The following is a 26,464-nucleotide window of genomic DNA, read 5'->3' as shown; positions in this document are numbered from 1 at the left end:
CAAAGTTTTTTCGTTTTTGATTAGAAATCGTGGAGCGCAGTTTATAAAATTCGGTCTTTCGCGGTGGTGCTAAAGGTAAGGAAAACAATAATGAAAACAAGAATAACAATGGGTCTAATGGGTCTAACATTAGCAGGATGCTCAACGACGCTGCCAACCAATGACCGAGTTCAGGTCATCGAAAAAAACTGCGCTGTGATACTGAGTGAATCGGCAAACGCAGAACAGCGTCAGAATGCCTACAACCAGTTAATCGAAAGCTATGGTGAGCGTTATGTGGATGCCAACAATCCAAAACAGACGGCAAATTGGAACTTGTTTCGCCAAAACGTCATTCATGATGAAAATGGTCAGTTAACGCGTGAATTTATCGAAGTGAGTGACTGGGGCTGTGCGAATGGCAACTATCTAGAAGAGGTGCGTCTGTTTGTAGAGGAAATCCAAGCAAGCGCACAGAAATAATGACGCCTAACCTGTACCGACAGCAAACTAAACCAGTTTGCATATACTCAATGTGTTAGCGAATACAACGGAAGGTGTCATGTTAACTCCTCATAGACGGATTCTTGGTGCTGTGTTGCTGTCTGCATTTAGCGCATGGGCGAATGCTGCTGAGCAAACGGCAGACATGGTGTACATCAACGCTGGTATTTATGGTCATCCGCAAGCCGATGCTGTCGCCGTGCGTGACGGGCGGATTGCTTTTATTGGCGATAAAGCCAAGGCACAAGCGTGGGTTGGTGATGGCACGGAAGTGGTGGATTTAAGCGATACCTATTTGTTACCGGGCTTTGTCGATAACCACAACCATGTGTTTGAGGCGGCTTCCGAAGCAGGCGGTACGTGCTTGTTGCAAGCTGGCGTTTTGTTGGATGAGCAAATCCCACAACTGCAAGACTGCAAAGAGTTTGTCCAAGATGGCGAGTGGTTGATGGGCTACGGTTTTACGCTTGATGCTACTTTGTCGGAAGAAAACCAACGCACACCTCTCGAAGTGATCGATGAGGTGTTTCCTGATACGCCTGTGGTGTTAATGGAGCAAACCTCTCACTCGATGTGGGTTAACTCGGCTGCGCTGAAAGCGGCGAACATTGATAAAACTACGTCCGATCCGCAAGGCGGTCGCATTCTCAAAGAGCCGGATACAGGCGAGTTGAATGGCATCTTGCTCGATAACGCGGGTGATTTAGTGATGGAGCTGGCTTGGAACAGCATGAGTGCGCAGTTTGCGGTGAGCTACCAAGGCTTGTTGACCGGATTAGAAGAAGCTGCGCTCTACGGCATTACCACAATTGGTGATGGACGAATGTACTGGAAGCGAGGTTGGTATGAAGTATGGAAAGAGAGCGAAAAACGAGGCGATTTGACCGCTCGTGTTTCTTTACGACCATGGATCTATCCGACCGACAGCATGGACTCTCAACTGACGTATTTGAAACGCATTCAGTCCGACGACACCTCTCGCTTGTTACTGGTAAACCAAGTCAAAATGTACAGCGATGGCATCTTTATAAATGGTACCGCAAAAACCCTTGCACCTTATCTTGATACTTACTTGCCTGATTCACCATATGGGTTGAATTACATCTCACCAAAAGTGATGCCTGAATGGCTAAACAAGCTCGATAAACTCGGTTACAGCGCGCACATTCATGCTATCGGAGATGGTGGCATTCGCGAATCACTCAATGCGATTGAAACAATGCGCAGCCAAGGTAACCAGCGTCGTTATACTTTGACGCATGTGGAACTGGTGAACAGCAAAGATGTACCAAGGTTTGCCAAGTTGGACGTTACGGCAGACTTTCAAGTCGGTTCCGATTATGTGGCGTATCACGAACATCAATGGGCAGAAGCCTTCTTAGGCGCTAAGCGGACTAGAGCCTTAATGAACCTGCGCGCGCTTTATAATACTAAAGCTAACGTGACGCTAAGCAGTGATTGGAATGTGCATGATTTGAACCCATTGGTTGGCATATCCAACAGTTTGGTGATGGGAGATACTGGCTTGCCAAACGTTACCGCTGCGATTGATGCATATACAATTCATCCGGCTTACAGCTTGGGTTTAGAGAAGGACATTGGCTCAATAGATGTTGGGAAATCGGCAGACTTTGCCGTATTGGATCAAGATATTACCCAATTGAAAGCACAAGACATAGCACAAGCGCGTGTCCTCATGACAGTGCTGCGCGGGGAAGTGGTGTATGAACAAATTGATGATGAATAAGCCGAGCGATGATTCACTCGGCTAAAAGGTTCTATAGATTATTCTTCAGGGTATTCGCCCATACCTTGCGTTTGTCCTTCTGCTTTCCAATGTTCGCCTGGATCAAAGGCTTCATCGCATAGATCGACGGTGTAGCCCATTTCGGTTATTTCTTTCAAGGTGAGGTTGTCAGCAATTTTGGCAATGTCGCCCGCCTTGTTCCGCAGTTCCATAGTCTCCCTCCGGTCACTGTTTGGTTGTCGGTTCAAGTCGCGCCAAGTACAAAAACTTGGGTGGCTCGACTATAAGTATAAGCAGTGATGGCTGACTTTTTGGCTTAATAGCCATAAATAATTTAAGGTTATACCCAAGCAACCTCGAGATGCTAGGTTCAGCGAGAATGACTTGGTTTGCAGACGCGGCGCCGATTTAAAGATCTAGTCATTCTAAATCAAGAATCGGCAACAAAGTATACAAGCCAAGACCCTTATATTTGCAAAGAGTGCCCTTTGGGAGCGTGTCTTTGACTCGCTTTTTTAGTCAAATAAATGGCTGCGTCAAACAACTTGGAAAGAGCTAGCTATTACACTGCGTTGTTTTCCTTACTCTCGAATCAATGACAACGCTCTGAATCCTGCATCTTGAAGTCACTTGGGTATAATTGGGTGATATTTCACTTTGGCGTTGATTCCAGTTCAATATCATGGCGATAGAAGACAAAGTGTGATTTATTGACGCCTCAATCGTTGAGATTTTAGGAACAGAAATGGTGATTCTCGACCACACACTCGCGCAGCAAATCGTCGATCGCACTATGTCGATCATTGGACACAACATCAATGTGATGAACGCGGCAGGCACTATTATTGGCAGTGGTGAAGCTGAGCGCATTGGTCAAAAGCACGATGGGGCGGTGCTAGCGCTCAACCACGGTGATTCGCTGGAGTTGGATGAGCAAAGTTGCCAATCCCTGCAAGGCGTGAAACCGGGCATCAATATGCTGCTGCACTTTAAAGGTGAAGTGGTTGGTGTGGTGGGCGTCACTGGCAAACCTGAGCAAATCCGAGCGTTTGCTCAGTTAGTTAAGGTGACAGCGGAACTGACCATTGAGCAAGCTTCGCTGGTGGAGCAGTTGCAATGGGATCGTCGCCACCAAGAAGAGTTTGTATCAGCATGGTTAAACCAACAACTCAATGATTCAGATCTGCGCGATTGGGCTCAGCGTCTTTGCATCGATTTAGTAACACAAAGAGTTGCCGTGGTGATTGAGCTTATTGCAGATAATGCTCCTGTTAGTTTGAGCAAGGTACGTGAAGTGGTGGACGTACTGTATCGTTCTGAAGATAAACCGCTGGTGGCGATCATGTCGATGAACGAAATTGTCGTTCTGAAGCCTTTGCGTTCTTCCTCTACCTCGAACAGCGACCAAAGTGTACTTGAGCGCATTCAGCGCCGATTAACTGCGAATCAGATTGACGATGTTCGCCTTGCGATTGGGCAATATTTTGATGGCGCAAAACAACTCCCTCTTTCCTACCAAAGTGCCAAGCAGGTGCTTGCGGTCGGTCGTCGTTCTCATCCAGAACAAACCACATTGAGCTTCTCTGAGTATCGCATACCTGTGTTACTCGCCCCGTTAGCCGACTCTTGGCAAGGTGAACAACTCGCTCAGGCGATGACTTCTCTTGCTTCAGCAGACAAATCTGGGCAGTTAGTGAAAACCTTAGAGGCGTATTTTCATGCCAATGGCAACGCTAATGATTGCGCTAATGCATTGTTTATTCATAGAAATACATTGAGGTACCGTCTAGATAAAATCAGTGAAGTGACGGGCATTTCAACGCATGATTTTACGGGGTTGGTTGAGCTTTATATTGCCAGTCATCTCAATAAGTTAAGTTGATTTATTGTGCAAGTGCACAAGATATAAATAAATAAGCTCAGTGTGATTTGGTTGTTTGCCTAAAGAATGCGCCGAGTTTTTGAGTGAGAATAGCTACATTGATGAGTTGCGACTTGTTCCTCGCAGCGCGCTGTTTTCAGGAGAATGAAATGAAAGTTGTGATTGCCCCAGATTCGTTTAAAGAGAGCTTGACCGCTAAACAAGTGAGTGAGGCGATCAAGGTGGGTTTGTCTCGTGTTTGGCAAGACGTAGAGTTTGTCACGGTACCTGTTGCTGACGGCGGTGAAGGTACAGTTCAATCTTTGATTGATGCGACTGAGGGGGAGCAGGTTTTCGTGACCGTAAAAGGTCCGCTCGGTAATGATGTGAAGGCGTTTTACGGTATTCTGGGGGACGGCGAAACCGCAGTGATTGAGATGGCAGAGGCAAGTGGTTTACATCTTGTGCCAAGTGATTTTCGTGACCCGAAAAACACCAGCAGCTTTGGTACCGGTCAGTTAATTTCGAATGCGCTTGATCGCGGTATTCAACGCTTGATCATCGGCTTAGGAGGTAGCGCAACCAATGACGGCGGTACGGGTATGCTGGCGGCATTAGGGGTGAAGTTCTTAGACCGTTCTGGTCGTGAAATCACCCTCAATGGTGGTGGTTTGGTTGAGCTAGCAAGCATTGACGTGTCTGGTCTCGACGCTCGCTTAGCTGATTGTGAGGTGCTGGTGGCGTGTGATGTTGATAACCCACTGTGTGGAGAGAAAGGCGCATCAGCAATTTTTGGTCCGCAAAAGGGCGCAACGTCAGCAGATGTTGAGCTATTAGATTCCGCTCTCAACAAATTCGGCGAACTGACAGAGCAAGTGACGGGCAAGCACGTTCTGACTCAAAAAGGCGCAGGTGCAGCCGGTGGTATGGGCGCGGCGTTGCTTGGTTACCTCCCAGCACGACTGAAACCGGGTATCGAGATTGTGCTAGACACCGTAAAGCTCGCAGAGCACGTAGCAGACGCTGATATTGTCTTTACTGGTGAAGGTCGTATTGACCATCAAACCGTGCATGGCAAAACACCAATGGGTGTGGCGAAAGTGGTGAAAGAATATGGTTTGCCAGTGATTGCCCTAGCAGGCTGTACAGGTGATAACTTCCAAGCAGTCTACGAATATGGCATTGATGTGGTATTCGTGTGTGTGCCACGCGCCATGAGCTTGCCTGAAGCGATGGAAGAAGCGGATACAAACCTAGCCAATTTGGCAGAAAACGTGGCGAGGTTGTGGCAGTTGCCACACTAACTCTCGCTGTGTTTAGGAGCGATGAGCTGTGGAGGTTTGTGGTTTTCGTCGTTGCGGAAAACAGGCACAAAAAAGGGGAGGTGTTACCCTCCCCAAGCTAGCACATGATTGCGCCTACTGTTTTACTTCTTAGTTACCGTTACGATTGGTGCCGCCTTGTCTGCCGCATTGAAGTGGAAGTTGTAGTTTCCTGCTTCAGCAATCGTAATTTTAAGGTTTTTGCTACCGCCACCGGCATTCATGGTGACCGCTTTACCTAGCTCCACGCTGCCGTCACCACCAAAGTTGGTCGCATCAGCCCAGTCTGCGCTTGCGATCTTCATTTCGTAGCTGCCTGCTGCTAGAGCGATGTCTAGTGAGTAAACATCAGCGGCTACGTAAGAGAATTTAGCGCTAGAGTCTTCAGCTGGCGTATCCCAAGTGGTGATAGTGCCGCGTAAGAACAGTGACGTGTCACCAAACGTTGGCGCATCTGCTGCTTTCGTTACTGAAATTACTGGTTTTTCTACACTGTCATCTTGAACGTGTGCTGCGTTGAGAGTAAATGTGTACTTGCCAGTTTCAGCTACCGATAGTTTACAATCACCTTCTTTGCCTAGGTCTAGTGAGTCAGAAGCTTGTTCCGCATAATTACAACCGACGTTTACCGTAGACCAAGTTTCTCCACCAAATTTAAACGCGTGATCACCAGCTTCAAGCACACCTGTCATCGAGTAGATGCCATTGCCAATGAAAGGCATTGTCCAATCTGATACAGGGTTCCAACCATTCATGCTGCCACGAACGAATACCTTGTTTTCACCGTAAGGAGGAATGCTTGATACGTCTTTGTTGTCCTTGTTAACCGGTAGACCGTCGCCTTGTGCACCGCCCTGAGGCTGTACAAATACCGCTGTTGTTAGCGCAGGAACTGTGAACGTCTCACCCGCGAAGCTTGCACCTTTTACGATGTCGTCTGCTGAGTTCTTCTGAATCTCATGCAGTTCGAAACCTGTTGCACCTTTCACTGTGAAAGATTGCTCTTTAGACGTTGAGTTCACCACTGCCACAACGGCATCGTAGTTGGTGTCTAGGTCTTTACCTGCTGATTTACCGTCATCGATAGACATAACGATCAAGCCTTCTACTTGGTCTTTGCCTACGTTACGGAAATCGACGCGGTTCATTACTTCTTGTGCAGTATCTAAGCGGAACAGTTCGCTAGAGCTGCGGATTTTCAGTAGTTCTAGGAATTGCTTCTTAGTTAGCTCGATATCTTCAGCACTTGGTTTCGCAGAACTGTCACCAACGATCTTCTGGATAAGCTCCCAGTTTGCGCCATCTTTATCTTGACGAGGTAGTCCGACGTTCCAGTTGTTGTCCGTACCGTTGAAGAACACACGGTTGAACCAGTCACCAGAATCGTAAGAGTCACGCTGCATCGATTTCGAACGTAGCAGCTCAGAACCCATGTGAATGAATGGAATACCTTGCCCCAACATTACCGTAGATAGAGACACGTTTTGCATACGAGCGCGTTCAGCAGAAGGGGTGCCTGTAGCAATCTTGTAAGCGTTGTTGTCCCAAAGCGTTTGGTTATCGTGCTTAGATACGTAAGAGATGTTCTCTGATGGCATCTTAGTGTAGCCCGCAGGTGCACCGTTGTAGTCTACGTTCTTACCAAGTTTAGTGTCGCCCTTGTAATCAAGAAGAACGAATTCAGCCAAGTTACCCGCCATACCTAGGCGAACAAGATCTTGGTTGTGTAGACGACCGTTTACTGAATCAGCATCTGTCTTCGTTTCTTCGTTAGCGTATGCCGCGTTACCAAAACCTTGGTTGAAGCGAAGTGGGTGGTTACCTTCAGAGTCTTTACCGCCATCGAATGGGCTGCCGCCACGAACTGCATCACGTAGACGGTCCGAGAAAGTACCGATCTCTGTGCCAGCCATGTTGACTTGCGTTGCTTGGTCGAAGCGAGCGTTTTGTGCCACTTCACCAAAGTCCCAACCTTCGCCGTAGAATAGTGTGTTAGGGTCAACTTTACGTACTTGCTCTAGCGCGTAAACCATCACGTCTTTTGGCTGGTGACCCATCAAGTCAAAACGGAAACCATCCACTTTGTAGTCGTCTGCCCATACTAACAATGAGTCAACCATCAGTTTACCCATCATTAGGTTCTCTGTTGCTGTGTTATCACAACAAGTTGAGTTCTCTACGCCACCCGTGTTTACGTTCAAGCGGTGGTAGTATCCAGGGACAATCTTATCCAGAACTGACTTATCATTTACGCCAGATGCGTTAGTGTGGTTGTACACCACGTCCATGATAAGTTTTAGCTTCATTTTGTGTGTTGCTTGAACCATTTCACGGAATTCAACAATACGCTTAGAACCATTAGGATCGGTCGCGTAGCTGCCTTCAGGCACTGTGTAATGGAATGGGTCATAGCCCCAGTTGAAGCTGTCTAGCATACGTAGGTCATTCATCAGAGCCTGAGCTGAACCCGTTGTTGGATCGTAGCTGTTTAGGACATCTTCAATAACTTTACTTTCGTTTTCTGTACCACAAACAGAAGCGGCTGGTTTAATGTCACAGAGTTTGCCAACCGTGTCAGTAATATCCACGCGGTTTGCTTCGTTTTCATCGACGGTAGCGATATCGAATGCTGGCAGAATGTGAAGCGTAGTGAGACCTGCGTCTTTCAAAGCTTGAAGGTGTGAAACCGATTCACGATCCGCTTCTGTCAGAGCAAGGTACTTACCATTGTATGCTTTGGTCCCTTTGGTATCGCTAAAGCTGAAATCACGTAGGTGCGACTCGTACAGTACGTGGTCTTCGTCTTTAGCAAGTTCAGGACGTTTGTAATCATTCCAACCTTGAGGTTTCAAGCTATCGCTGTCTAGGTCTACAACTTGTGAGTACAGAGAGTTTTGAGACAAGCTTAGCGAGTATGGGTCAGTAACAAGGCGGGTTTCTACAACGCCTGTTGTTGGGTGGTAAACCTTAACTTGGTAACGGTAGTATTTGTTTAATACGTCGCTTTGCGCTTCTGATGCCCAGATACCTGTAGCTGGATCTTCTGTCATCGCAACGGTTGCTTGTTCTTTCAAATCTGCATCGTAGATGATCAGGTCAACGTCTTGCGCTGTTGGTGCCCAAAGCTTGAATGTTGCTGCGTTGCCATCAACAATTGCGCCAAGTTCCTGACCGATTGCGTTACCTGCATCTTTGTTAGCAAATACGGCATCAAGTACGCCTGGTTTTTGTACTTCAGTTGCAGAAATAACATCGCCATCTGCGTTGTAAGCCACCATGACGATTTGCGATTTTAGAATGGTGTGAAGTACGTCAGCATCAACATCGATACCTGCTGCTTGTAGGCTAGAAAGGTGACGGAAACGTTTTTTCAGTGCTTCAGACAATTCGCCTGCTTTCGTCAGCTCAACTGCTGTACCACCAGTGATTTGCTTGTCTTCATCCATCTTGATGTCGTTAGTCAAGCTGTAGTAAAGCTTCATTGAGTCTGCATTCGCCGCCGCTTCCCAAGCGATGGTATTAGCATCTAGCCAATGCGCTTTTTGACCGTCAATTTCGACAGGACGTTCTTCAATTGGTTCGTAGTAAAGCTCGCTGCTGCCGTGGAAGCCGAACAAACCTTTCGATTCACCTAGCTTAGTCAGCTCAACTTTTGAGTTTGCACTGCCGAATGCCTTCTCATCGCCTTTGTGTAGGATGAAGTTCATACAGTTGTGTGGGTCAGATGCGTCTGGGTTCACTTTCAGAACGTAGTAAGCACCGTAAGTGTCACTGATGCCGTCGAATGGGCGAGGTGACCCCCAGTCCGTACCGCCCTCTGGGAGCCCCATTTCTTCAAGATCGGTACTTGTACAGCCTTCGCCATTCCAAAGGTGTAGACCCCAACCTTCGTAATCGCTTGCTGATGATGCAGCTGCGACATCGCGTTTGTAATAGATGACAACTTCGTTCTCTCCCGCAGGGTGTAGACCAGAGCCAGGGTTCGTTGTGTCATCGCTTGTGCTATCACTGCCACAACCGCTGATGACTGCCACAGAAAGGAGCGGCAGTACGGTTTTAGCAATCGCTGATAATTTAAATGTTTTATTGTCCACGTTTACAAATCCATTGTTATTGAATTGATAATAGATTGGCAAAATGCCGAAAAGGAAATGTTCAACAAGATGCTAATACACTGAACTATCAGCAAAATGTGAGAGCAGGCAGTTAAGTTTTTTACAAGTAAAAATTTTCTGTCACAGTAGATTTTGTTCACAAATTAAATAATAAAACGGTCTCATAGTGAGATATTCAGCACAGCCTAAAGATGTAAATTTTTATAGGAGGAGAAAGGGGGGATGATAGGGGCGGAGAATGTCTAAGCCCCAAAACTGTGACTCATTTCTATAAAATTAGGGGTGTTATTTTTTAATTAAAAATAAGTTGCGGTGATATCGAATAAAAATTCGCCATACTCGACCAGTAAACTTCAGATTTTACCTACATGGTCGTTATATAATAGAGCGGAGTATGCCAAAGATGGCGCAATTATACCCCGAGTTAGAATTTTGCAGATTTTCCCAAGCGCGGAAAGTCTCGGTGAGCACTGACCTAAAAAGAGGCGGTTTATGAGTAGTATGGGCATTGCTATTACAGCAACTGGCCTTTCACTCATCCTGATATTTGTTTGGATGATCTCGTTGTCGATGCGTAAGCAACGTCTAGAGGCAGAGAGGAAAGCGCGTGAAGTGGCGTATCGCAAGGCGATGCAAAAAGCGCGCGAACAAGAACGTAAAGAGCGTGAGTTTAAGGCGGAGACCGGTCATATTCCGACAATTCTCTATTTAGCGAAAGAATCAGAGCGAGACAATCTCAAGCGCGCTCTGTATTGGTACGACAAAGCTGCCAAACTGGATAACGTCACAGGTATGTATGGTGTGGTGCGTTTGGCTGAGCGAATGCGTGAAGATGTTATCTTAAGAGAGCAAGCGAATTTTTGGCGTACTGCGATTGCCGGTATGGAAGGTGATATCGACGCGAAATTTGCAACGGGTAAGGCACTTTTGTCTGGACGTGGTACCGAGAAGAATATTCCCAAAGGGCATCAACTCATCGAAATGGCAGCAGATGAGGGTTGTATTCCTGCCATGTTGTATATGGGAGAATGGCAGTTATCACCGGAGAATACGGCAGGGCGTAGTGCTGATGCTTTGTTCTGGTTTATGAAAGCTGCCGAGCAAGACAGTGCTGAAGGTAAAATCCAAGTGGGTTTGTGTTATCTAAGAGGCACTGGCACAGATAAAAGCATGGTGAAAGCGTGTTATTGGCTTGAAAGAGCGGCGGAGAGTGGCAGCGCAGAGGCAATGTTTCACGCGGGAGAAGCGTGGAAAGATACCGGTAAAACAGGCAATGCGATTGCTTATATTTGGCTGTTTTTATCCGCGAACATGGGCTATGAGCCAGCACGTGTCGTTCGTGATGAAGTCGCAAGCAACATCGGCGTGGATGTTGTAGTGGGGCTGCAATCTATCGCTAAACCGCTGCAGAGGAAGCTTGCATCTGGTTTTGTCAAAAAGCACTCTATCATTCGTGCGTTAAACAAGGTCTACAAACGTGAACCTTACTTCCCAGATCAAGATGAACTCAATGAGTTGCTGAGTGAAGAACATCATGAAGAAGAAAGTTTGCTTGATGGCGCACCAGAGCTGAACTTTGATGCTGAGGTTCCACCACAGCAAGAGTTTGCTTCTCCACCCAAGCAACCATCAAAAGAAGTGCTCGACTTTACTCAGAACTTCTTACAGCCACAGAATCTCAACAAGCCTCATTCGTGAGGCTTTTTTATTGCCCGTGTTATAAGAAATTCCACCAAGTGCATATACCCAAGCATCTCTTAGGTATAAAGAGGTGAGTGATCTTTATGCAATTTTTCAACAGAAATCCATCACTTAATCACCTATCGTTATATAAATCGACAAATAGAGGGAAATCCCCCCTTGTTGGAAATACACGAATTAAGCTCCAATCCAATATTATTGATTAGCCAATAAAATGGCTATGAAAATAATTTGTTAGCTTAATTTGTGTTGATCTATCTAGATTCATTACTTTAACTAATATTAGCTATTAAGTTTTATATTACTAAATCTTAATTTCTATTTTCGGTTTTCTATTATCTCTATTGATCTTTAACTTAATTGAGCGCAATATACCCAAAAATAAAATAGCGCACACTCTGCGTATAAATACAGTAAGAAGCAACCTGTTATTATCCTTTTCAACATAAAGGGGCAAACTCACGCTCTTTTTATGTCTATTAGAGATTTGTGTATGTTGAGAATCATTAGTGCAGATAAGTTCATCTCTTCAAGGTTTATCTTGGAATACAGCAAAGTGGAATTTGCATCTTTGTTGGGAGTTTCCGTTGCTAAGATAACCAATATAGAGAATGGCAAAACATCGATTCCTCCGGTGTATGATTATGCCATCAACCACTTGCTCAGTGAGCACCCGTTTAAAGACAGCGCTGTTGAGGCTCTAAGCTCGCATGAAACGCTGAACTTCGCCCGTCGTGTGGATGTAAACAGTAAGGTGCAGCGCTTGTCTTGTAAGCGCTGTGACAGTCGAAGGTTACATGTTATGGCTGGCATGAGTGGTCTGTACTTTGTGGAATGTATGGACTGTAAGCACACCATGTACTCGTCTGGAATCGCGGTGAAACGGTATCAATTGTGGTCGAATAATGGCGTGAGGCTCGATAGTCATTTGTTTGATTAAACTGGCTCTCGCTGCTATCAAAGTAAAACCACCAAAGTAAAACAATAAAGTAAAAAGCCATCAGCAGAAATGTTGATGGCTTTTTGTTATAGTTTATAAATTGTTAAATATAAGCGTAATAATTGTTTGTATTTAATCTATTAAATCAAAGTGATTAAATATAGAGTGATGAAAATCGCAAAATTTTATTTTCTTTTGATTCCTTTTTTAATAATAACTGGTGAGGTCACATAATTCTTCACCTAAATTCAATTTAAGCCAAAATCTAATATCATTGGTTTATCGAAAGGAAAGTGATAAAGATCGCGAAATTTTATTTCGAGAAAATAAGAGTTTTAATTATGAACTAATAATCACGAAATTTGTTTTTTGAATTTTAAATATTAATTTCGTTTGTAATATCTGTGCTTGTCGTCTTTACAGAACAAATAAGAGATATTTCAAATGAAACGTTTAATTATCGGTGTTAGTAATTACATGCCAGAAGACTTCAGTTTATTATCTGAATCTTTGGATGAGCAATTTAACCGAACTTTAAAACCACTAGAGCACGTCGAATTAACTGACGTTGGCGCTGCAATTATTACTTCTGCAGATATTAAGGCTGGTCTACACAAAATTATTTCTGAAACGGGTTATGGCATTCCGGTTTTCTTGGTCACAGATGAAAACCCAGTTTCAGCAGAAGATTACGTATGGTTAACCGGCGTTATCGATTTGGAAAGACAGTCAATCGAATACTACGGTCGCCAAATCAATGAGGCTGTCACCAAATACGAATGTCGCCTACTTCCACCTTTCTTCAAACAATTGACTCACTACGTGGAAATGGGCAACTCTGCATTCGACTGTCCAGGACACCAAGGCGGTCAGTTCTTCAAAAAACACCCAGCAGGTAAACAGTTCTACGATTTCTTTGGTGAAAACCTATTCCGTAGTGATTTGTGTAACGCGGACGTTGATTTAGGTGACTTGCTGATCCACGAAGGTTCTGCTCACCAAGCTCAAGCACACGCAGCAAAAGTGTTCAACTCAGACAAAACCTACTTCGTACTTAACGGCACTTCGGCTTCAAACAAAGTGGTTTGTAACGCGTTAGTGACCGAAGGTGACTTGGTGATGTTTGACCGTAACAACCACAAATCAAACCACCACGGTGCATTGATCCAAGCGGGCGGTATGCCAGTTTACCTAGAAACGGCACGTAACCCTTGGGGTTTTATCGGTGGTATGGATGAGCACTGCTTTGATGAAGAATACATCCGTGCTCAAATCGCGAAAGTGTCACCAGAGCGTGCTCGTGATGAACGTCCATTCCGTCTTGCGATCATCCAATTGGGTACTTACGACGGTACCATCTACAACGCACGTTACGTGATGGATAAGATTGGTCATCTATGTGACTACATCCTATTCGACTCGGCATGGGTGGGCTACGAGCAGTTCATTCCTATGATGAAAGACTGTTCTCCACTGCTACTGGATCTGAAACCAGAAGATGCGGGTGTGATTGTGACTCAGTCTGTTCACAAGCAACAAGCAGGCTTCTCTCAAACCTCGCAAATCCACAAAAAAGACCACCATATCAAAGGTCAGGCTCGCTACTGTAACCACAAACGCTTCAACAACGCGTTTATGATGCACGCGTCAACTTCACCATTCTACGCGCTGTTCTCAGCATTGGATGTGAACGCGAAGATCCACGATGGTGAAGCGGGTCTACGCCTATGGCGTGATGCGGTTAAGACTGGTATCGAAGCACGTAAAGAAATCCTGAAAAGTTGTGAGCTGATTCGTCCGTTCATTCCTGACCAAGTGGATGGTCAACCATGGGGCAGTTACGACACCGATCTTATCGCAACCAATAAGAAGTTCTTCATGTTCGAGCCAGACGCAAGCTGGCATAAATTTGAAGGCTACGGCGAAGGTCAGTACTTCGTTGACCCATGTAAATTGCTACTCACTACAGCCGGTATTGCTGAAGATGGTAGCTACGCAGACTTTGGTATTCCTGCAACGTTATTGGCTAACTTCCTACGTGAGAATGGCATCATCCCTGAGAAGTGTGACTTGAACTCTATCTTGTTCCTTCTCACTCCAGCAGAGGACATGGGTAAGATCCGTCATCTTGTGGCGCAAATTAACCGCTTCGAGAAATTCATTCGTGATGATGCGCCGCTAAACATCGTGCTTCCTCGTGTTTACGAAGCGAACAAAGAACGCTACCGCGGTTACACCATCCGTCAGCTATGTCAGGAAATGCATGACATGTACAAAGAGCTGAACGTGAAACAGCTACAAAAAGCGATGTTCCGTAGCGAATACTTCCCAACTATGGTGCACAAACCAGATGTGGCAACACGCAAATACTTCCGCGGCGAGTGTGATTACTTACCTCTGAAAGAAGCGGTAGGTCGTGTCGCAGCAGAAGGTGCGCTTCCTTACCCTCCAGGCATTATCTGTGTGATCACGGGCGAAATCTGGACTCAACAAGTGGTCGATTACTTCTTATCTCTAGAAGAAGGCATCAACCGATTCCCAGGCTTCGCACCAGAGATTCAAGGTGTGTACCTAGAAGACGTCAATGGTCGCACCACCGCCCATTGCTACGCCCTTAAAGATTAATCTACCCCGTTCGCATCGTGACTTGGTTGTCGCGGTGCGAACCGTTTATTCGTGGAGAATAATTTATGAGTACTGAAACCAAAAAAATGTCGGTGGTGCAGCTAACCATTCTGACATTCATTAACATGGCTGGCTCGGGCATCATTATGCTGCCAAGTAAGCTGGCGCAAGTGGGCACGATTTCGATTCTATCTTGGCTGATTACTGCGGCGGGTTCATTGGCTCTTGCCTATGTATTTGCAAAGTGTGGTCGCTTTAGTAAACGTGACGGTGGTATGAACGGTTATGCGTCGTACGCGTTTGGTAAATCGGGTGCGTTTATGGCGGGTTGGACCTACGGCTTGTCATTGTTGATCGCCAACATCGCGATTGCGATAACCTGTGTTGGCTATGGATCTGCGTTTTTTGAAGTGACCTTGTCGCCAGTAGAGACCTGTCTGTACACCATCGCTATCCTTTGGATTTGTACCTTCGCTAACTTTGGTGGTGCGAAGATTACTGGTCAAATCGGCTCGTTTACAGTCTGGGGCGTTATCCTTCCTGTATGTTCTTTGGGTATCGTTGGTTGGTTCTACTTTAGCCCAACCATGTACGTAGAAGCGTGGAACCCACACCACCTACCATTTGGTGAAGCGGTAAGTGCGTCGATCGCGATGACACTTTGGGCATTCCTAGGTCTTGAATCGGCTTGTGCGAACTCAGAAGCGGTAGAAAACCCAGAGAAGAACGTACCAATCGCAGTATTGGGCGGTACGCTGATTGCGGCAGTGGTTTACATTGTTTCAACCAACATCTGTTCTGGTATCGTAGCGAACTCTGAGCTTGCTGCATCTACAGCGCCATTCTCAACAGTATGGACAGTGATGCTAGGTTCTACGGCTGGTAAAGTGGTTGCAGGCATGGCAGTTCTTGCTTGTGCAGGTTCACTACTGGGTTGGCAGTTCACTATCGCGTCAGTATTCAAATCATCTTCAGATGCAGGTTTCTTCCCGAAACTGTTCTCACAAGTTGATAAACGCGGTACACCAATCAAAGGCATGGTGGCTATCACGGTTATCCAATCGGTGCTTTCTTTAATGACTATCTCGCCAACATTGAACGAGCAATTTGAAGCGCTGGTTAATCTGGCGGTAGTGACGAACGTCATTCCTTACATTCTATGTATGGGCGCAATCTTCATCATGCAGCAAGTGGCGCACGTGCCTGAGCGCGAGATGAAGACAACGAACATCATCGCTCTGATTGGTTCTCTGTACAGCTTCTATGCGTTGTACGGTTCTGGCTACGAAGCCATGATGTGGGGCTCTATCGTTACCTTCCTAGGTTGGAGTGCGTACGGTCTGATCGCTTCCAAACACGAACCTCTCGTGAACTAAGTTTTTTCAATCGAGCCTTCCCATACGCGGTGTGGAGGGCTCTTTTGCTTTTATCCATAACCTTTTGATTTGAAACACTAGGTAAGTTGAGGACACAACACCACTCATAACGTGAAAACTCATTTTCGACAATTGGGGGACGAAAGATGATTAGCCAACCTGTTAAAATCGGTGACGATACCGTCGTAGTCATTCCAAGCGTGATCCTGACTGAGCTCGGGATAAGGGAAGGGGACACCCTCGAAATTGCGCTCAATAAAGACAAAATGGAAATTAAGAAAATGGTACTGAAAACCAGCTCTCCAAGCGATTCCAGCGAAGAAGGCTAGAATTGAGTTATAGAATCTTGGTTTGTCGGATACACTACTGGTTTCGCAAATCTGGCGCTCGCCGCTGTCTTTGAACTATTGATAACAACAAGAAGAGGTCTGGTACTATGCAAGGTATCCTCTCTATACAATCTCATGTTTCTTTTGGTCACGCTGGTAACAGCAGTGCCGTTTTCCCAATGCAACGCATGGGCTTTGAAGTGTGGCCTATTCACACGGTTCAATTCTCTAACCACACCCAGTACCAAGAAGGCTGGACGGGGCGTGCGTTCTCGGCTGATGACATTAGCGAACTGGTTCGTGGTCTTGGCAACATTGGTGCGCTAGAGAAGTGCCAAGCCGTTCTGACTGGCTATCAAGGCAGTGCTGAGCAATGTCTGGCAGTCGAAGAAACCGTCTCCAAAGTAAAACAAGCAAACCCAGACGCACTTTATGTGTGTGACCCAGTGATGGGCGCGCCAGATAAAGGCTGTATTGTGGCGCCGGGTATTGCAGAAAACTTGTTAAACCGTCTGATGCCAATGGCAGATGTGATCGTGCCTAACCAGTTCGAGTTAAGCCAATTTGCAGAGATGGAAATTCATACGCTGGATGATGCGATCAACGCTTGTCAGCGTGCACTAGCAAAAGGCCCTAAAGTGGTGTTGGTGAAACACCTTTACTGTTTGTCTGACGATAGCTTCAATATGTTACTTGCGGCGCAAGAAGGCACTTATTTAGCGAAGCGCCCTCATTTTGAATTTGCTAAAGCACCCGTCGGTGCAGGTGATTTGATCTCGGCGATTTTTACCGCTGGCTTGCTGAAAGGTTGGACGCCAAAACAAGCCTTCCAACACTGCCACGACGCGTGTTACGGCGTACTTAATGCGACTTACCAAGCGGGCGAATGGGAACTGCAAACCATCGCAGCACAACAAGAGTTCGTTGAGCCGAGCAAGCACTTCCCATTGGAAGAAGTGACATTAAGTTAAGTCTTATCATTGGTAGGAAAGAGGGAGCACAGTGCTCCCTTTTTTGATCTTCATTAACAGCCAGTGGTGTCAATTCTAAAGCTGTGTCCATCAACGCCTTTGCTGTCCATTCGATAGTAGGCGTAACACTGATTTGCCATCAGTGCCTCTGGTGATTCGTCACTGCCGTAACCGACAATTGAATAACGATTGTTTTCGATAAAGACCAAGTCTGCTTGTTTCATCTCATCAGTGATGGTCAGATTGTCGAAAAATCCAACTTGCTCACCACACTCACTCTGAGTCTCTGGATAACCGTTGTAAAAATCTTGATAGCCAAGAGCTGTCAGGACGCACTGGTTTGCGCCTCGGTCCTGCTTAAACGCTTTTGCATTGTTGTGTAGGAGCGAGACGTAATACTGCATGTCAGCGAACAGAACTTGGATTGCAGCACTACGGGCAGAAGAAGTACGTTGGTTAGAATAATGGACTGTGGCTATGGTTAACCCTCCGAGTACCACGGCGGTCAACAGCCACTCTTTTGCTGAGAATCCAGACAACAATCTCATTGGTTTTTACCCTATGTACAACTCAACCATATGCGTAACTGAGCGGGATTCTACGCATCGATTTTCGAAAATTTAAGGGCAAATAGCGTGTTTCAGAAAAACCTGACAGAAACTTGAAGTACGATCAAAGTATGAAAAGAGGAGCATAGTGCTCCTCTTGATTTTTGGATTAGTTTGGTGCCGGCATGGGAATAAGGCTAGGTGATACAATCAGTTGAGCCTCCGTCGCCGCTTGTACCTCTTCAACGGAAAACTCCGGTGCGAGTTCGGTTAACATCATGCCTTTATCGGTGATTTTGAACACGCCCATTTCAGTGACAATCAAATCTACCTGACCCACAGCGGTCAGCGGTAAAGTGCAATGCTTAAGCAGTTTTGGATTGCCTTTCACCGTGTGTTCCATGGCGACAATGACTTTCTTTGCGCCGACCACAAGATCCATTGCGCCGCCCATTCCAGGCACCATTTTGCCCGGAATGATCCAGTTGGCAAGATTGCCACGTTCATCCACTTGCAGTGCTCCGAGCACGGTTGAATCCACGTGACCACCGCGAATGATGGCAAAAGAGTCCGCGCTATTAAAGTAGCAAGAGCCTGCTATAGCGGTGATGTTTTGTCCGCCGGCATTGACCAGATCAGGGTCGATTTCTGCCTCAGATGCCAGCTTATCAATGCCAATTAAGCCATTTTCCGCTTGCAGTAATAGCTCGACGTCTTTGTCTACTTCATTGGCAACCAGCGTTGGCAAGCCTATACCAAGGTTAACGATGTCGCCATCTCTCATCTCTTGAGCAACGCGCCATGCAATGCGGCGGCGAACGACTTCTTTATCTAATTGTGCAGTCATTAGTTGTCCTCCACTAAGATGTAATCGACGTACAAACTTGGGGTATGCACGGCTTCAGGCTCAATATCGCCCAATTCCACAATCTGCTCTGGTTCCACCACCACGATTTCCGCCGCAGTTGCCATTAAAGGATTAAAGTTCTGAGTGGTTTTGCTATAGAAAACGTTGCCACGACGGTCAACTTTAGATCCACGAATCAGTGCTAAATCGGCCTTCAGTGGCATTTCCAAGAGATACTGTTTGCCGTCAACTTCAATCACGCGTTTGTTCTCTGCGACGATGGTGCCAAGTCCTGTTGGTGTTAGTACGCCACCCAAACCTGCGCCAGCACTGCGAATGCGCTCTGCCAATGTACCTTGAGGAACAAGCTCCACTTCAAGTGTGCCTTCATTCATTTGCTTGCCCGTTTCGGGGTTAGTGCCGATGTGCGAGGCATACAGTTTCTTCACGCGTTTTTCCGCGATAAGTCGACTAGAACCTCGACCCGGTGAGCCTGTGTCTGTGCTGATTAAGGTAATGTTTTTGATGTCTTTTTTGATCAACAAGTCAATTAAACGTTCTGGTGCGCCTGTTGCCATAAAGCCGCCAATCATGATGGTCATGCCGTCGTGCAATAGGCTTTCAATTTGCTCTGTAGTGGCTGCTTTTTTCATGTTTTTCGTGTTCATGAGAGGCTCCTTCTAACAACGTTTCAAAATTAACGCCGTGCCCATGCCACCGCCGATGCACAGTGATGCCAAACCGTAATCACGGCGAGTGCGCTGCAGTTGATAAACCAAGGTGGTTACAATGCGGTTACCTGATGCGCCGATTGGGTGACCAAGTGCAATGGCTCCGCCACTTAAGTTACTGCGTTCTAGCAGCCACGCTTCATCGATATTGTGTTGCTCGGTAAGGGAACGAACTACGCCAAGTGCTTGCGCAGCAAAGGCTTCGTTAAGCTCAAAAACGTCGATATCTTCAATCGCCATTTCGGCTTTGGCTAAGGTATTAGCAATCGCAGACACCGGACCTAAGCCCATCACCTCTGGGGCGATAGCACCTTGTCCGTATTCGATGAGTTCAGCTATTGGTTTGAGGTTATGGCGTTTTACGGCACTTTCTGAAGCGAGCAAAATTGCGGATGCACCATCATTAATACCGGATGCATTGCCTGCGGTAACACTGCCTTCTTTATCGAATGCAGGACGCAGTGCTAGTAGACCTTCAAAGGTGCTGTCGGCTTTCGGATATTCATCGTTCTTTACTTCGAATTGGCGCTTGCGATCCACTATCGTAATTGGTGCAATTTCTGCTTCAAAATGACCATTTTCTATCGCGCTGATCGCTTTACGTTGGCTTTGTAAGGCAAAGGCATCTTGGTCTTCTCGGCTGATTTGGAATTGCTTGGCGATGTTTTCTGCCGTAACACCCATGTGGTAATTGTGGAAGGCATCTGTCAAACCATCTTTGATGATGCTGTCTTCTTGGAGTTGATGACCCATGCGATAACCGCGACGAATCTGACCGGTAGAGATGTATGGTGCGTTGGACATACTCTCCATACCACAAGTAAGCACTAGTTCTGCGTCGCCCGCTCGAATATGGCTTGCACCGTCCATGATGACTTTCATCCCACTGCCACAAATCATATTGAGTGTGTAAGCCGGAACGGATTCTGGAATGCCTGCCTTCATTGCGGCTTGGCGACCCGGTCCCATGCCTACGCCTCCAGTAAGTACGTTGCCAACAATCACTTCATCGATTTGTTCTGGGGCAATGTCCACTTGTTCCAAGGCTGCCTTGATGGCATGAGCGCCCAGTTCAACACTAGACAATGACGCTAATGAGCCATTAAAGCTGCCAATTGGGGTGCGCTTTGCCGCCACAATAAAGATTCGTTCCATACCGCTGTTTACTCCGTAATCATTCTGTCATAACCAGTGTAGGGAGTGCGATGTGGTCGCGATATAGCCAGGAATTCAAAGCCGCTTTGCGAAAATGCAAAGTACAAACGAGGCGCAAATCACGAACTTTTACCCCTACCAATCTTAAGGTGAAAAGAAATCAACTTAGGAGAAAAACACATGCTTGATCGTATTGCTTGCGCCCCATGTTGCTGGGGAGTGGAAGAGGCATCTCATGCGACCAATCCAAGCTGGGGAAAGGTGTTAATGGATGCAAGTGACAGTGGCTTTCGTGGTATTGAATTGGGACCGGATGGTTTCTTCCCTGAAGATCCTGAACTGGTGAAAAGTGCGTTTCGTGTACGTGGACTGCAGGTGTGCGCTGGCAAGGTACAAGTGCCATTTTGCGACTCTGCAAACATGTCTGCCATTTTGGAAGAAGTCGACACCGTCTGTCAGCGTTTAGATTCGCTGGGCGTAAAGAATTTACTGATCATGGAAGGCATTCATACGGAACGTTATGGCTATATCGGACAAAGCGTCACTGCACCGCGTCTGAATATGGAAAATAAACGGACCATGATTGTTAACCTTGAGCGAATTATTCGCGTGGCAAGCCAATATGGTTTGCGCTGTTTGCTTCATCCGGGCATTGGCGGCTACATCAGTTATAAAGATGAGATCGATTTTGTCATGAGTCAGATTCCCGGGACCAAACTGGGATTATGCATCGATATCGGGCATGTGTTTTTAGATGGGATGGACCCGCTAGGGATCATTCGTCAGTACGGATCACGCATCGAGCATATTCATGTTAAAGATATCTCGACGGACAAATTGAGACTAGCTATCCGTGATAAGTTGGAATGGGTTGACGCCTATAGTAAAGGATTGATCACTCCCTTAGGGGATGGCGATATCAAGCTGCAACAAGTGATGAGTGCACTTAAAGCAGCCGACTATCAAGGTTGGATCGTGGTCGAGCATGAGCACGGCACCGCAGACGTGAGTCAGGTTTCGCGTGATTTAAAACGCAGTCGCGATTATCTCGCTCAGATTGTGGCGTGATTCGAAACTAGATGATGAAAAGGCAGTAATGATGCTCAGCGATCCTTGGTTCTATCTTTTGGCGATTCCTGCGGTGCTAATTTATGGCATTGGTAAAGGTGGGCTCGGTGGAGCGCTGGGCATTTTGGCTGTTCCTATGATGGCGCTGGTGATACCGCCAACACAAGCCGCAGCGATTTTATTGCCGATTCTATTGGTGATGGACGCATTTGCGGTGCGTCATCATTATCGAAATGCCGATGGTCGAGTACTCAAAACTATGTTGCCGGGGGCTTTGCTTGGCGTGGTATTAGCGGGGTTCTTTTTGAGTATCACCCCAGAGTCGGGGTTGAAGATCACCGTTGGCGTGCTGTCTTTGCTGTTCTGTTTTCAGTATTGGCTAAGTGGTGAAACTCCATCTCAATCGGGGAAGTTAGGCGCTTGGGCTTGGAGTACTCTGAGCGGTTTTTCCAGTACCGCAATTCATGCTGGTGGAGGCCCAGCGAGTATCTATTTACTGCCGTTGAAACTGCCTAAAATCAACCTAATAGCGACCATGGCACTGTTGTTCGGCATAGTGAATGTAGCGAAACTCGTACCTTACATTTGGCTTGGCGAGTTTGATTCGACCAACTTAATGACTGCGTTGGTGTTGATTCCACTCGCGCCTGTTGGCGTTAAGATGGGTGTGTATCTTTTGCATCGCGTCAGTCAGGAAAGAATCTATCAGCTCTGTTACTTGTTCTTGTTTCTTTCAGGCGCCAAGCTGACTTTCGATGGCGTGAGCACTTTATTGTTTTAACTCCAATCCGACTTAACAAGGCTTTTCCAATAAGAACTCTTTGAACTTTATTGCCACTGGAGATGCAGTTTTGGGTGAATGGTAATACAGATTCAAACTCCAAATACTGGTCTCATACTCTTCCAATAGTGGTACCAACTCGCCTTTCTCGACTGCTTTTTCGGTGACGAACTGCGGCAAGTAGGCGACACCAGCTCCTTTTAAGGATCCACTTAGTAATAGGTCGCTGTCGTTCACCTCGATTGTTTTTGGCACTTTGAGTACCATGTTTTCCACACCTTGGCGGAAGATCCAATCATTGCTGCCCGTCAGTGTGGTTGCAATTAAGCAAGCGTGGTCTCGTAGTGCTTCTGGGTGCGTGGGCAAGCCATATTTTTCTAGGTATTGCGGCGAAGCCACGACGATAAACGGGCACTGCATCAGCTCGCGTTTCACCAATAATAAATCTTTTTCACGGTAGCCTTGGAAGCTGGCATTGGCACTGATCATTAGGTCACAAGTACTGGCGTGATCCAATGCCCAAGGAGTGACGTTGATGTTGAAGGTCACCTTTGGGTTGAGTTTGGAATACTCGGCGATTTTATCCATCAGATAGTGATTGGCATAGACGGGCGTGCACGCGATGTTGATGTGACCTTTTTCGCTGTCTTGGAAGTCTTCTAACTTGCGACTGATGCGCTCTGCGCTATCGACCAAAGGAGAAAACTCTTCGTATAAGGTTTGCCCCGCTTGAGTGGCTTCCAATAACCGATTCGATCGGCGACATAAGGTCGTACCGAAGTGTTGCTCCAGTTCTTGCAGCCAACGGCTTCCTGCGGAGACCGAAATGTTGAATTTTCGTGCTGCGGAGGAGATAGACCCAGAGCGGATCACATAGACAAAGAACGCCATTTTATCGAGCATGAGTTTTGCCTCCAAAGCAAAAAGGGAACAAGTGCGATCACCTGTTCCCTTTGTAAAACATTAAGTTATCTTATGCACGTGCTTCAGTCGCACTTCCAGATACTTTTTACCCAGTTTTTTCGCCATCGCTTCTTCCATTTTCTCTAAGCTGACGCCTTTCGTTTCAGGCACATACTTAACAACGATGACCATACAGATGAGTGACAAGACGCCGAATAGCCAGAAGCTAAATGCACCATTGAATTGCTCTTTTAGGTAAGGGTTTTCGTTTAGCATTGGGAAAGATTGCGTCACGATGAAGCCTGTAAACCATTGTGCGCCGACGGCGATGGCCATGGCACGAGAGCGAATGCTGTTCGGGAATATTTCTGAAATCATGGTCCAACATGCACAACCCCATGATGTCGCGTAAGACACTACGTACAAACACAATGCGAACAGTGCTGCGTAGCCTTCGGTTTGTTGGTAAAGCACATAGCCGACCACGAACATACCAAATGCACAACCAAAGGTGCCGTATTTCATTAATGGTAGACGACCTACTTTATCAATCAGGTACATACCAAGTGCGTTACCACCGATAAAGACAATGCCGACAAAGGTAGTTTGGAACAGCGCATTTTCTGTTGAGCCAGTGATCGGTTTTAAGATCTCAGGTGTGTAGTACATGATCACGTTGATGCCCGTTAACTGTTGAGCCGCCGCAACGAACGTACCAATCACTAAGATGGCGAACAATAATGGCGAACGCAGGCTGACTTTGTTCTTCTTCGCACCGACGGTTTCTTTCAACGACTCTTGGATCTCTTTGATCAAACGATCTGCGTGTTTCGGGTTTGAGATACGAGATAACGTCTCTTTGGCATCGTCTACTTTGCCTTTCAAAACCAGCCAACGTGGTGATTCTGGGATGAGGAACAACAACATTGCGAAAAGCGCGGCAGGAATCACTTCAGAGCCAAGCATCCAGCGCCAGCCCATATCCACTAACCAAGCCTCTGACATGCCTTTTGCGATGAGGTAGTTGACGTAAAACACACCCGTTTGACCGATAACCGCCGATTGCTGGAACATGCTCACCGCACGACCTCGGAAGTCTTTTGGTGCGACTTCTGACATATACATTGGTGATACCACACAAGCCAAACCTACAGCTACGCCACCGACGATACGTAGAACAACATAGAAAGAGAAGGTTTGAGCGAGTGCAGAGCCAATGGCGGATATGATGAAGAGAATGGCGGCGATGAAGAGGGTGTTGCGTCGACCGTATTTTAGGGCTGCCCAGCCTGCGCTGACCGCACCGATGATACTACCTAATACTACGCTGGATACGGCCCAGCCAGTTTGAGCTGGTGACAGTCCGAAGTAATCACGGATTGGACCAATTGCGCCAGAGATAACAGCAGTGTCGTAACCTAATAAGATGCCTCCGAGCGCAGCGATACAACAAATCCTAACGATGTAGGCGATATTGTGCTTTCGAGCTTCGGCCTTGGATGTAGCTTCCATTGTTTTTTCCTTTATTAGATCCCCAAGCTTTCCTTTAACCATCGAATAAGATCAAGTTGGGTAGCGGCCAATACTCTGTTTTGTAGGGTACGAGTATTGGGTATCTATATTGCCGACTTTTAATGTTTATTAGATGTATGAAAATTATTTTTCATTTGTCGGTTGCGTTTATCATATTTACTCTTTTGTTATTCGACTAGGTGTCTGTTCGTTTTTTATCCTAAAGTGTTACCCAAATCAAAAAATGAAAAACATTTTTCATTTTTAAATTTCAGTATAAGTTGTTGAAAACAAAGGTTTTAAATAAAATGAGATCTGGCGCAAGTTTGCTTGTAGGGCTTGCTGTGATTGGCTTTTTTCATGATTTAACAATTTGATGACATCGATTTCATGTTGTGAAAAATATTTTTCATTTAAAGTTTTTTTCGCTAATGTAATTTCCAGTGAAACGAAATCGGTGAAAGAAAAGCATCTATAAAAACCACGCTTTTACTTCACGACATTTATTAAATAACGGAAACATTGTCGGAGAATAAAAATGAGCAACGTGCAATATGGAATTAGCCCACTGACTTGGACAAATGATGACATGCCAGAACTGGGCGGCGATATCCCATTGGAAACGTGTCTAAGTGAAATGGCAGAAGCTGGTTTCACTGGTACAGAGCTAGGTACTAAGTACCCACGTGAGCCAGAAGTTCTAATCCCTCTACTAGAAAAACATGGCCTAGTGCTCGCTTCTGGCTGGTACAGCGGCAATCTCATGAAGCTGACTGCGGAAGAAGAAATCGCAGCGATGCAAGAGCACATCAAATTGCTTAAGGCTGCTGGCTGTAAAGCAATGGTGTTCGGTGAAGTGAGCAACACGGTTCACGGCGACATCAACACGCCACTTTCTCAACGCGTGATCCTTACTATGGACGAGTGGAAAACCTACTGCGCGAAGTTAACTCAAGTTGCGGAATACCTTCTAAACGAGCACGACATCAAACTGTCTTTCCACCATCACGTCGGCACCATCTGTGAAACGGAAGATGACATCAACATCATGATGGAATTCACTGGCGAAGCGGTTTACCTGACTCTAGATACGGGTCACATCACTTACGGTGGTGGTAACCCAGTGACCATGATCAAACGTTGGGGTCACCGCATTGGTCACATGCACTTTAAAGACCTTCGCCTAGAAGTAATGAAAGCCGCTCGTGATGCAGACAAATCATTCCTAAACGCAGTGCTTGATGGCGTATTCACTGTTCCGGGTACCGGTGACGTGGATTACGACGACGTATTCGCAGCACTGAAGGAGCGCAACTACCAAGGCTGGTTGCTGGTTGAAGCAGAGCAAGACCCAGCGAAAGCGCACCCATTGACGTACGCGAAAACCGCTTACGAGAACATCACAGGCTACGCGAAGAAATACGGCCTATAAGAGCACAAGCAAGGAAG

General features: G+C 46.3%; 20 protein-coding genes and 1 pseudogene. 13 read left to right on the top strand and 8 right to left on the bottom strand.

Annotation, left to right across the window (positions count from 1 at the left end; genetic code table 11):
* The first annotated feature begins 90 nt into the window (after window positions 1–90).
* Window positions 91–462 (top strand): hypothetical protein, encoded by a 372-nt coding sequence (locus J4N44_RS26105; RefSeq protein WP_005447362.1) that lies wholly within the window; start codon window positions 91–93, stop codon window positions 460–462.
* A 79-nt stretch (window positions 463–541) separates the two neighbouring features.
* Entirely contained in the window at window positions 542–2,230 is a 1,689-nt protein-coding gene (locus J4N44_RS26100) for an amidohydrolase (protein ID WP_252045449.1), read from the top strand.
* Window positions 2,231–2,268: 38 nt separating this feature from the next.
* On the opposite strand, the gene J4N44_RS26095 is transcribed toward J4N44_RS26100, so the two are convergent.
* Complete coding sequence (locus J4N44_RS26095) at window positions 2,269–2,442, bottom strand: hypothetical protein (RefSeq protein ID WP_005428284.1); 174 nt, start codon at window positions 2,440–2,442, stop codon at window positions 2,269–2,271.
* Between the two features lie 533 nt (window positions 2,443–2,975).
* Between J4N44_RS26095 and J4N44_RS26090 the strand changes: the two genes are divergently transcribed.
* Complete coding sequence (locus J4N44_RS26090) at window positions 2,976–4,112, top strand: sugar diacid recognition domain-containing protein (protein WP_252045448.1); 1,137 nt, start codon at window positions 2,976–2,978, stop codon at window positions 4,110–4,112.
* Between the two features lie 149 nt (window positions 4,113–4,261).
* On the top strand, window positions 4,262–5,395 hold the full coding sequence (locus J4N44_RS26085; RefSeq protein WP_252045447.1) for a glycerate kinase: 1,134 nt from the start codon (window positions 4,262–4,264) through the stop codon (window positions 5,393–5,395).
* A 122-nt stretch (window positions 5,396–5,517) separates the two neighbouring features.
* Here J4N44_RS26085 and pulA read toward each other — a convergent pair whose 3' ends face one another.
* A complete protein-coding gene (pulA, locus tag J4N44_RS26080) occupies window positions 5,518–9,507 on the bottom strand; it encodes a pullulanase-type alpha-1,6-glucosidase (protein WP_050941126.1) in 3,990 nt (1,329 codons plus the stop codon).
* 513 nt (window positions 9,508–10,020) lie between these two features.
* On the opposite strand from pulA, the gene J4N44_RS26075 reads away from it, so the two are divergent.
* The 6 genes from J4N44_RS26075 (at window position 10,021) to pdxY (ending at window position 17,470) form a co-directional block, all read left to right on the top strand.
* Window positions 10,021–11,226, top strand: a complete 1,206-nt coding sequence (locus J4N44_RS26075) for a tetratricopeptide repeat protein (protein WP_005447367.1) — start codon at window positions 10,021–10,023, stop codon at window positions 11,224–11,226.
* A 496-nt stretch (window positions 11,227–11,722) separates the two neighbouring features.
* Window positions 11,723–12,169, top strand: coding sequence for a helix-turn-helix domain-containing protein (locus J4N44_RS26070; protein WP_005447369.1), 447 nt, complete (start codon window positions 11,723–11,725; stop codon window positions 12,167–12,169).
* A 444-nt stretch (window positions 12,170–12,613) separates the two neighbouring features.
* The gene (gene speF / locus J4N44_RS26065) at window positions 12,614–14,794 is read left to right on the top strand and encodes an ornithine decarboxylase SpeF (protein WP_005429232.1); all 2,181 of its coding nucleotides are present in this window, start codon (window positions 12,614–12,616) and stop codon (window positions 14,792–14,794) included.
* A gap of 65 nt (window positions 14,795–14,859) precedes the next feature.
* A complete protein-coding gene (gene potE, locus J4N44_RS26060; RefSeq protein ID WP_005447372.1) occupies window positions 14,860–16,170 on the top strand; it encodes a putrescine-ornithine antiporter in 1,311 nt (436 codons plus the stop codon).
* 146 nt (window positions 16,171–16,316) lie between these two features.
* Window positions 16,317–16,499 (top strand): AbrB/MazE/SpoVT family DNA-binding domain-containing protein, encoded by a 183-nt coding sequence (locus tag J4N44_RS26055; protein ID WP_252045446.1) that lies wholly within the window; start codon window positions 16,317–16,319, stop codon window positions 16,497–16,499.
* A gap of 107 nt (window positions 16,500–16,606) precedes the next feature.
* Entirely contained in the window at window positions 16,607–17,470 is an 864-nt protein-coding gene (pdxY, locus tag J4N44_RS26050; protein WP_252045445.1) for a pyridoxal kinase PdxY, read from the top strand.
* Between the two features lie 53 nt (window positions 17,471–17,523).
* Here the strand turns inward: pdxY and J4N44_RS26045 are convergent, their stop codons facing one another.
* The 4 genes from J4N44_RS26045 to J4N44_RS26030 all read right to left on the bottom strand — a co-directional run bounded on the left by J4N44_RS26045 (window position 17,524) and on the right by J4N44_RS26030 (window position 20,751).
* Window positions 17,524–18,018 carry a hypothetical protein gene (locus tag J4N44_RS26045; RefSeq protein WP_047514366.1) on the bottom strand — a complete coding sequence of 165 codons (495 nt, stop codon included), beginning with the start codon at window positions 18,016–18,018 and terminating at the stop codon, window positions 17,524–17,526.
* Between the two features lie 169 nt (window positions 18,019–18,187).
* Window positions 18,188–18,865 carry a 3-oxoacid CoA-transferase subunit B gene (locus J4N44_RS26040; RefSeq protein ID WP_252045444.1) on the bottom strand — a complete coding sequence of 226 codons (678 nt, stop codon included), beginning with the start codon at window positions 18,863–18,865 and terminating at the stop codon, window positions 18,188–18,190.
* Complete coding sequence (locus J4N44_RS26035) at window positions 18,865–19,518, bottom strand: CoA transferase subunit A (protein ID WP_130250144.1); 654 nt, start codon at window positions 19,516–19,518, stop codon at window positions 18,865–18,867. The genes J4N44_RS26040 and J4N44_RS26035 overlap by 1 nt, the downstream gene beginning before the upstream one ends.
* Window positions 19,519–19,545: 27 nt before the next feature.
* Window positions 19,546–20,751 (bottom strand): acetyl-CoA C-acetyltransferase, encoded by a 1,206-nt coding sequence (locus J4N44_RS26030; RefSeq protein WP_252045443.1) that lies wholly within the window; start codon window positions 20,749–20,751, stop codon window positions 19,546–19,548.
* 180 nt (window positions 20,752–20,931) lie between these two features.
* On the opposite strand from J4N44_RS26030, the gene J4N44_RS26025 reads away from it, so the two are divergent.
* Both J4N44_RS26025 and J4N44_RS26020 read left to right on the top strand, forming a co-directional pair.
* On the top strand, window positions 20,932–21,819 hold the full coding sequence (locus J4N44_RS26025) for a TIM barrel protein (protein WP_045486129.1): 888 nt from the start codon (window positions 20,932–20,934) through the stop codon (window positions 21,817–21,819).
* A 31-nt stretch (window positions 21,820–21,850) separates the two neighbouring features.
* Window positions 21,851–22,600, top strand: coding sequence for a sulfite exporter TauE/SafE family protein (locus J4N44_RS26020; RefSeq protein ID WP_252045801.1), 750 nt, complete (start codon window positions 21,851–21,853; stop codon window positions 22,598–22,600).
* 12 nt (window positions 22,601–22,612) lie between these two features.
* On the opposite strand, the gene J4N44_RS26015 is transcribed toward J4N44_RS26020, so the two are convergent.
* Window positions 22,613–23,503, bottom strand: coding sequence for a LysR family transcriptional regulator (locus J4N44_RS26015; protein ID WP_017189707.1), 891 nt, complete (start codon window positions 23,501–23,503; stop codon window positions 22,613–22,615).
* Between the two features lie 70 nt (window positions 23,504–23,573).
* Window positions 23,574–25,015, bottom strand: a pseudogene (locus J4N44_RS26010) (sugar porter family MFS transporter).
* Window positions 25,016–25,553: 538 nt separating this feature from the next.
* Here J4N44_RS26010 and iolE point away from each other — a divergent pair.
* The gene (gene iolE, locus J4N44_RS26005; protein ID WP_005437833.1) at window positions 25,554–26,447 is read left to right on the top strand and encodes a myo-inosose-2 dehydratase; all 894 of its coding nucleotides are present in this window, start codon (window positions 25,554–25,556) and stop codon (window positions 26,445–26,447) included.
* Window positions 26,448–26,464 lie beyond the last annotated feature (17 nt).

It is taken from the genome of Vibrio sp. SCSIO 43155, assembly GCF_023716605.1.
In the GTDB taxonomy this organism is placed as follows: Bacteria; Pseudomonadota; Gammaproteobacteria; order Enterobacterales; family Vibrionaceae; genus Vibrio; species Vibrio harveyi.
Note: the sequence above shows the minus strand (reverse complement) of the source record. Positions and strands in the feature narration are given on the sequence as shown.